General features: G+C 61.6%; 8 protein-coding genes and 2 pseudogenes. 9 read left to right on the top strand and 1 reads right to left on the bottom strand.

From position 1 onward, the window contains the following. Positions 1 to 73, bottom strand: a pseudogene (locus tag ACIF4X_RS20935) (hydrolase); the annotation flags it as partial. Between ACIF4X_RS20935 and nrdR the strand changes: the two are divergent. The 9 genes and pseudogenes from nrdR to ACIF4X_RS20890 form a co-directional block, all read left to right on the top strand. Further along, positions 65 to 457: pseudogene (gene nrdR, locus ACIF4X_RS20930) on the top strand (transcriptional regulator NrdR); the annotation flags it as partial. The pseudogenes ACIF4X_RS20935 and nrdR overlap by 9 nt on opposite strands. After that, positions 454 to 1,587, top strand: a complete 1,134-nt coding sequence (gene ribD / locus ACIF4X_RS20925; protein WP_397483571.1) for a bifunctional diaminohydroxyphosphoribosylaminopyrimidine deaminase/5-amino-6-(5-phosphoribosylamino)uracil reductase RibD — start codon at positions 454 to 456, stop codon at positions 1,585 to 1,587. The pseudogene nrdR and the gene ribD, both read left to right, overlap by 4 nt. Positions 1,588 to 1,634: 47 nt before the next feature. After that, positions 1,635 to 2,312: a riboflavin synthase gene (locus tag ACIF4X_RS20920; RefSeq protein WP_397483570.1), complete on the top strand. Its 678-nt coding sequence runs from the start codon at positions 1,635 to 1,637 to the stop codon at positions 2,310 to 2,312. A 16-nt stretch (positions 2,313 to 2,328) separates the two neighbouring features. After that, on the top strand, positions 2,329 to 3,420 hold the full coding sequence (gene ribBA, locus ACIF4X_RS20915) for a bifunctional 3,4-dihydroxy-2-butanone-4-phosphate synthase/GTP cyclohydrolase II (protein WP_397483569.1): 1,092 nt from the start codon (positions 2,329 to 2,331) through the stop codon (positions 3,418 to 3,420). Positions 3,421 to 3,511: 91 nt separating this feature from the next. Beyond that, positions 3,512 to 3,988 (top strand): 6,7-dimethyl-8-ribityllumazine synthase, encoded by a 477-nt coding sequence (gene ribE, locus ACIF4X_RS20910; RefSeq protein ID WP_003228649.1) that lies wholly within the window; start codon positions 3,512 to 3,514, stop codon positions 3,986 to 3,988. Further along, positions 3,985 to 4,485, top strand: a complete 501-nt coding sequence (gene nusB, locus ACIF4X_RS20905; protein ID WP_016984114.1) for a transcription antitermination factor NusB — start codon at positions 3,985 to 3,987, stop codon at positions 4,483 to 4,485. Before ribE ends, nusB begins: the two co-directional genes overlap by 4 nt. A 27-nt stretch (positions 4,486 to 4,512) precedes the next feature. Then, positions 4,513 to 5,478 (top strand): thiamine-phosphate kinase, encoded by a 966-nt coding sequence (thiL, locus tag ACIF4X_RS20900; RefSeq protein ID WP_397483568.1) that lies wholly within the window; start codon positions 4,513 to 4,515, stop codon positions 5,476 to 5,478. Continuing rightward, the gene (locus ACIF4X_RS20895) at positions 5,475 to 5,978 is read left to right on the top strand and encodes a phosphatidylglycerophosphatase A (protein WP_007910933.1); all 504 of its coding nucleotides are present in this window, start codon (positions 5,475 to 5,477) and stop codon (positions 5,976 to 5,978) included. The genes thiL and ACIF4X_RS20895 overlap by 4 nt, the downstream gene beginning before the upstream one ends. Before the next feature lie 37 nt (positions 5,979 to 6,015). Beyond that, the gene (locus ACIF4X_RS20890) at positions 6,016 to 6,759 is read left to right on the top strand and encodes a substrate-binding periplasmic protein (RefSeq protein ID WP_397483567.1); all 744 of its coding nucleotides are present in this window, start codon (positions 6,016 to 6,018) and stop codon (positions 6,757 to 6,759) included. The last annotated feature ends 190 nt before the right edge of the window (positions 6,760 to 6,949 follow it).

The raw sequence follows: 6,949 nt of genomic DNA, 5'->3' as shown, positions 1-6,949 counted from the left end.
TGAAGCGACCCTTGAGGTCGACCGGCAGGGTTTCACCCTTGTTGAGCATCTCGACCATGCGCTTGTGCGCCGCCGGCGTGAATGCCTGGCCTGCGGCGAGCGTTTCACGACGTTCGAGACGGCCGAACTGGTGTTGCCGCGCCTGATCAAAACCGACGGCAGCCGCCAACCGTTCGACGAAGAAAAACTGCGCGCCGGCATGCAACGTGCGCTGGAGAAACGTCCGGTGAGCGTCGAGCGCCTTGAATCCTCTCTGGTTCACATCAAGCACAAGCTGCGCGCCACCGGCGAGCGCGAGGTCAAATCCCTCGTGGTCGGCGAACTGGTGATGGCTGAATTGCAGAAGCTTGATGAAGTCGCCTACATCCGCTTCGCATCGGTGTACAAGCGCTTCCAGGACCTCAACGAATTCCGCGAAGAAATCGACCGCCTCGCCCGCGAACCGGTGAAAGAATGACCACCGTCGCCGAGCAGGCCATCCTCGACGCCCACTTCATGGCGCGTGCGCTGGAACTGGCGCGCAAAGGTCACTACACCACGCATCCCAATCCGCGGGTCGGCTGCGTGGTGGTGCGCGACGGGCAGATTGTCGGCGAAGGCTGGCATGAGCGCGCCGGCGAACCGCACGCCGAAGTCCATGCGCTGCGCGCCGCCGGTGAGCTGGCCCGGGGCGCCACCGCTTATGTGACCCTCGAGCCGTGCAGCCACCATGGGCGTACGCCGCCGTGCGCCGATGCGCTGGTGAATGCCGGTGTCGTCCGCGTCGTAGCGGCGATGCGCGACCCGAATCCGCAAGTCGCCGGACGTGGTTTGCAGCGCCTGGCCGATGCCGGTATCGCCACCGAAAGCGGTGTACTTGAAGCAGAGGCGCGCAAGCTCAATCAAGGTTTTCTGAAGCGCATGGAACACGGCTTGCCGTTCGTGCGGGTCAAGTTGGCCATGAGTCTCGACGGTCGCACGGCGATGGAAAGTGGCGAGAGCCAATGGATCACCGGCCCGGCCGCGCGTTCAGCCGTCCAGCGTTTGCGCGCTCAGGCCGCCGTGGTCCTGACCGGCGCCGACACCGTACTGGCCGATGGCGCGCGCTTGACTGTTCGCGCTGACGAACTCGGTCTGGATCGCGAGCAAACCGCGCTGGCCATGAGCCGACCGCCGCTGCGCGTGTTGATCGACGGCCGTCTGCGTGTGCCGCTCGATGCACCGTTCTTCAAGGCTGGCCCGGCGTTGGTCGCCACTTGCATGGCGGTCGAAGAGCAATACGCCAATGGCCCGGAATGCCTGATCGTGCCGGGCGATGACGGTCAGGTCGATCTGCATCAATTGCTGATCGAGCTGGCCAACCGTGGCACCAACGAGGTGCTGGTCGAGGCCGGGCCGCGATTGGCCGGCGCTTTTGCTCAGCTCGGTCTGGTCGACGAGTTCGTGATCTTCATCGCCGGCAAGTTCCTCGGCTCCACGGCGCGTCCATTGCTGGACTGGCCGCTGGCCCATATGAAGGATGCGCCGGAGCTGAAAATCACTGAAATTCGTGCGGTCGGCGATGACTGGCGAGTCACTGCCATCCCTGTCCGTTCGGCGAGCGTATAATTCCCGGCCATCGTTATTACGCTGGCTTAGTTCTCAAGGAGAACCCCATGTTTACCGGCATCATCGAATCCATCGGCAGTATCCGCGCACTGACCCCAAAGGGCGGTGATGTGCGGGTCCACGTCGCCACCGGCAAGCTCGACCTGAGCGACGTCAAACTCGGCGACAGCATCGCGGTCAACGGCGTGTGCCTGACTGCGGTTGAGCTGCCGGGCGACGGCTTTGCCGCCGACGTCAGCCGCGAAACCCTCGACTGCACCGCCATGAATGACCTGAAAAGCGGCAGCCCGGTCAATCTGGAAAAAGCCCTGACCCCGACCACTCGTCTCGGCGGGCATCTGGTCAGCGGCCACGTCGACGGCGTCGGCGAAATCGTCTCGCGCTCCGACAATGCCCGCGCCGTGGAATTTCGCATCCGCGCGCCGAAAGAGCTGGCCAAGTACATCGCCCATAAAGGCTCGATCACCGTCGACGGCACCAGCCTGACCGTGAACGAAGTCGATGGCGCCGAATTCATGCTGACGATCATTCCGCACACACTGAGCGAAACCATCATGGCGTCGTACACGCCAGGTCGCCGGGTGAACCTGGAAGTCGATTTGCTGGCGCGTTATCTGGAGCGTCTGCTCTTGGGCGACAAGGCTGCAGAGTCCGGCTCTTCACAAAAGCCTGGTGGCACGATCACTGAAAGCTTTCTGGCCGCCAATGGCTATCTCAAATCCTGACTGAAGGGGGTGCCTTGTGGCGCTCAATAGCATCGAAGAACTGGTTGAAGACATCCGCCAAGGCAAGATGGTCATCCTCATGGATGACGAAGACCGCGAGAACGAAGGCGACCTGATCATGGCCGCCGAGTGCTGCAAGGCCGAGCACATCAACTTCATGGCCAAGCACGCCCGTGGCCTGATCTGCATGCCGATGAGCCGCGAGCGCTGCGAACTGTTGAAGCTGCCGCTGATGGCGCCGCGCAACGGTTCCGGCTTCGGCACCAAGTTCACCGTCTCGATCGAAGCCGCCGAAGGCGTGACCACCGGCATCTCCGCCGCTGACCGCGCGCGCACTGTCCAGGCGGCCGCTGCCAAGGACGCCAAGGCTGAAGACATCGTCAGCCCGGGCCACATCTTCCCGCTGATGGCTCAGGCCGGCGGCACCCTCGCTCGCGCTGGCCACACCGAAGCCGCGTGCGACCTGGCGCGCATGGCCGGTTTCGAACCGAGCGGCGTGATCTGCGAAGTGATGAACGACGACGGCACCATGTCCCGTCGCGCTGAACTGGAAGCGTTCGCTGCCGAACACAACATCAAGATCGGCACCATCGCCGACCTGATTCATTACCGGATGATCCATGAACGTACCGTTCAGCGGATTGCCGAGCAGCCACTGGACAGTGAACTGGGCCAATTCAACCTGGTGACCTATCGTGATTCGGTGGAAGGTGACGTGCACATGGCGCTGACCCTGGGCACTGTTTGCGCCGAAGAGCCAACGCTGGTTCGCGTGCACAACATGGACCCGCTGCGCGACCTGTTGATGGTCAAGCAACCGGGGCGCTGGAGCCTGCGCGCCGCCATGGCTGCGGTTGCCGAGGCGGGCAGCGGTGTGGTGCTGTTGCTCGGTCACCCGCTCGATGGCGACGTGTTGCTGGCGCATATCCGTGAAACCGGCGATCAGTCCGCGCCGAAAAAACCGACGACTTACAGCATCGTCGGTGCCGGTTCGCAGATCCTGCGTGACCTCGGCGTACGCAAAATGCGCTTGATGTCTGCGCCAATGAAATTTAATGCGATATCCGGTTTCGATCTGGAAGTTGTAGAATACGTGCCCTCCGAATAATGACCGGTTGTTTCCGGACTCCGATTCGCGGCAAATAAATCACTGAGGGACGCGTAGCAGACGCGTCCCGGCTCTTTAAGAGAACTGACGAATGACCCTGAAGACCATCGAAGGTACCTTCATCGCCCCTAAAGGCCGCTACGCTTTGGTAGTGGGCCGCTTCAACAGCTTCGTTGTTGAAAGCCTGGTCAGCGGTGCAGTTGATGCCCTGGTTCGCCACGGCGTGAGCGAAAGCGACATCACCATCATCCGCGCACCTGGCGCCTTCGAAATCCCGCTGGTTGCGCAGAAAGTCGCCCAGAAAGGCGAGTTCGCTGCAATCATTGCGCTGGGCGCGGTCATTCGTGGCGGTACTCCGCACTTCGAATACGTGGCAGGCGAGTGCACCAAGGGTCTGGCCCAGGTGTCCATGGAGTTCGGCGTTCCGGTTGCCTTCGGCGTCCTGACCGTTGATTCCATCGAGCAAGCCATCGAACGTTCCGGCACCAAGGCCGGTAACAAAGGTGCCGAAGCTGCCCTGTCCGCTCTGGAAATGGTTAGCCTGCTGGCACAGTTGGAGGCCAAGTGATTAGCGACGAAAGCGATCGTTTCAACCCGCGCGAACCGCGTCCAACGGACGCCGGCAAGCCTTCGAAAAGTGAAAAGCGCCGCGCTGCCCGTCAGTTGGCGACTCAAGCGTTGTACCAGCGCCACATGGCCAAGACTTCGCTGAACGAAATCGAAGCGCAGTTTCGCGTCGACAACGATTTCACCTTCGCCGATGCCAGCTACTTCCACGACATCCTGCACGGTGTTCCGGCCAGTCTGACCGAGATCGACACTGCGTTGGCGCCGTGCCTGGACCTGACCATCGAAGAGCTGGACCCGGTTGAACTGTGCGTACTGCGCCTGTCCACTTGGGAGCTGCTCAAGCGCGTCGATGTGCCGTACCGCGTGGTGATCAACGAAGGTATCGAACTGGCGAAAGTCTATGGTTCCACCGACGGCCACAAGTTCGTCAACGGTGTGCTCGACAAGCTGGCCCCGCGTCTGCGTGAAGCTGAAGTGAAGGCGTTCAAGCGCTAACCGGCGCTTGAGTACTTTGTCTCAGCCATGGGCGAGTTTGAGCTGATCCGCAATTTCTTCGCCGCCGCGCCTTGTGCGCAGGGCGGCGAAGGCGTTGCTCTGGGAATCGGCGACGACTGCGCCTTGCTCGCTGTTCCCCTTGGGGAACAGTTGGCGATTTCTACCGATACGCTGGTGGCCGGTGTGCATTTCGCCGACCCCTGCGATCCGTTTCTGCTCGGTCAGCGCTCGCTGGCCGTTGCGGTCAGCGATCTGGCCGCCATGGGCGCCACGCCCGTTGCCTTTACCCTTGCCCTGACTGTACCGACGGTGACCGCCGATTGGCTGCAAGCCTATGCCCACGGTTTGAACCGTATGGCGCAGAGCTGCGGCGTTGCACTGGTGGGCGGCGATACCACGCGTGGGCCGTTGAGTCTGACGGTCACCGTGTTTGGTCGCGTGCCTGCGGGCCAGGCGTTGACCCGCAGCGGTGCGCAGCCGGGTGACCTGCTGTGTGTCGGCGGTGAGCTGGGCAATGCCGCCGGCGCCTTGCCGCTGGTGCTCGGTCAGCGTGACGCCGAACCTCATGTCGCCCAACCGCTACTCGGTCATTACTGGTCGCCACAGCCACAACTCGCCCTCGGTCAGGCCCTGCGCGGCAAAGCCACCTCGGCACTGGACATCTCTGATGGCCTGCTCGCCGACTGCGGCCACATCGCACTGGCGTCGAAGGTGCGGCTTGAGATTGAACGCGAGCGCGTACCGCTGTCGGATGCTTTAGTGGCGTTTCTTGGTCAGTGTGGCGCCGAGCGCGCGGCGTTGAGCGGTGGCGATGATTACGTGCTGGCCTTCACACTACCGTCCGTCGAGTTGCCGGCGCTGCTGGCCAATGGCTGGCCGATTCATGTGATCGGTCGTGTGTCAGAAGGTCAGGGCGTGGTCCTGCTGGACCGCGAAGGGAAGGACATCACCCCGCAAATCCGGGGCTATCAACATTTTCAGGAGACACCGTGACAGATCACCCGAAACAGGTTCCGGCCGAATTCGTTCCGCCGTCGGTCTGGCGCAATCCCTGGCATTTCCTCGCGTTCGGCTTTGGTTCCGGCACCCTGCCGAAAGCCCCGGGCACGTGGGGCTCGTTAGTTGCGCTACCCTTTATCCCGTTGTGGCAGATGTTGCCCGACTGGGGTTACTGGCTGATGCTGGGGATCACCATGCTGTTCGGCTTCTGGCTGTGCGGCAAGGTCGCCGACGATCTGCGGGTGCACGACCACGAAGGCATCGTCTGGGACGAGATGGTCGGGATGTGGATTACCCTGTGGCTGGTACCGGAAGGTTGGTACTGGTTGCTTGCGGGTTTCCTCGTGTTCCGCTTCTTCGACATTCTCAAGCCGTGGCCGATCCGCTGGATCGACCGGCATGTGCATGGCGGCGTCGGCATCATGCTCGACGACGTACTGGCCGGTGTGTTCGCCTGGCTGGCCATGCAGGGTCTGGTGTGGATTTTCGCCTGATTCCAAGGGATATCAGGGTCATGTGAGGGGACTAGGGATGGCTCGACGCTGGTTGGCGCTGCTGGTTTTTGCTTTGCTGAGCACTGTTATCAGTGCGCAGGAAGCTGCGCCGACGCCGGCAGTCATCCATCTGGCCAGCGAAGATTGGGAAGACTACACCGCCGCTGACGGCCATGGCCTCGGTTGGGATGTGTTGCGCAAAGTGTTTGAACCGGCCGGGGTGAAGCTGGACCTTCGCACGGTGCCTTACACCCGTTCGGTTGGTCTGGTGCAGTTGAAAGAGGTCGATGCGCTGGTCGGCTCTTATCGCGATGAAGCCGATCAAGTGCTGTACCCGCGCTGGAATTTTGATTCCGATCACATCTACGCGTTGGGGCTGGCGAGCAATCCGGCGCCCACCCAGGCGACGCTGGGCAAGTATCGGCTGGCCTGGGTGCGTGGTTATCGCTACGAAAACTACCTGCCGAACATCAAGCGTTACAACCAGATCGAGCGGCGCACCGGAATTCTGTCGATGCTCAAGCAGGGGCGGGCGGATTACTACATCGATGCGCTGACCGAGATCGAAGCCGTGGTGAGAACCGCGGCCGATCCGACTCAGTATCGCTATTCGCATCTGGCCGAACTGCCGTTGTTCCTCGGCTTCGCCGATACCCCGCAGGCGCGTGCGCTGATGGCGCTGTATGACCAGCGCATGGAGCAACTGGTGAAAAGCGGTGAGCTGAAGCCGATCTTCGAGAAATGGAAGCAGCCATATCCCTTCACCACCAATCCCCTGTAGGCGCTGCGGCACGCTGCGATCTTTTGATCTTGATTGTAAAAACCAGATCAAAAGATCGCAGCCTCGTTTCACTCGTCAGCTCCTACAGGAATCCATGTTGTCCGGGTTGTTATCAAACTTTTTGATCGTTATGCCCGATAATTCAGCCTAAGCGTCTGTAGGAACCTGCTGTTACAATGCCGGCCTGCGA

Origin of the sequence: Pseudomonas sp. NPDC085632, from assembly GCF_044541255.1 — a bacterium.
In the GTDB taxonomy this organism is placed as follows: Bacteria; Pseudomonadota; Gammaproteobacteria; order Pseudomonadales; family Pseudomonadaceae; genus Aquipseudomonas.
Note: the sequence above shows the minus strand (reverse complement) of the source record. Positions and strands in the feature narration are given on the sequence as shown.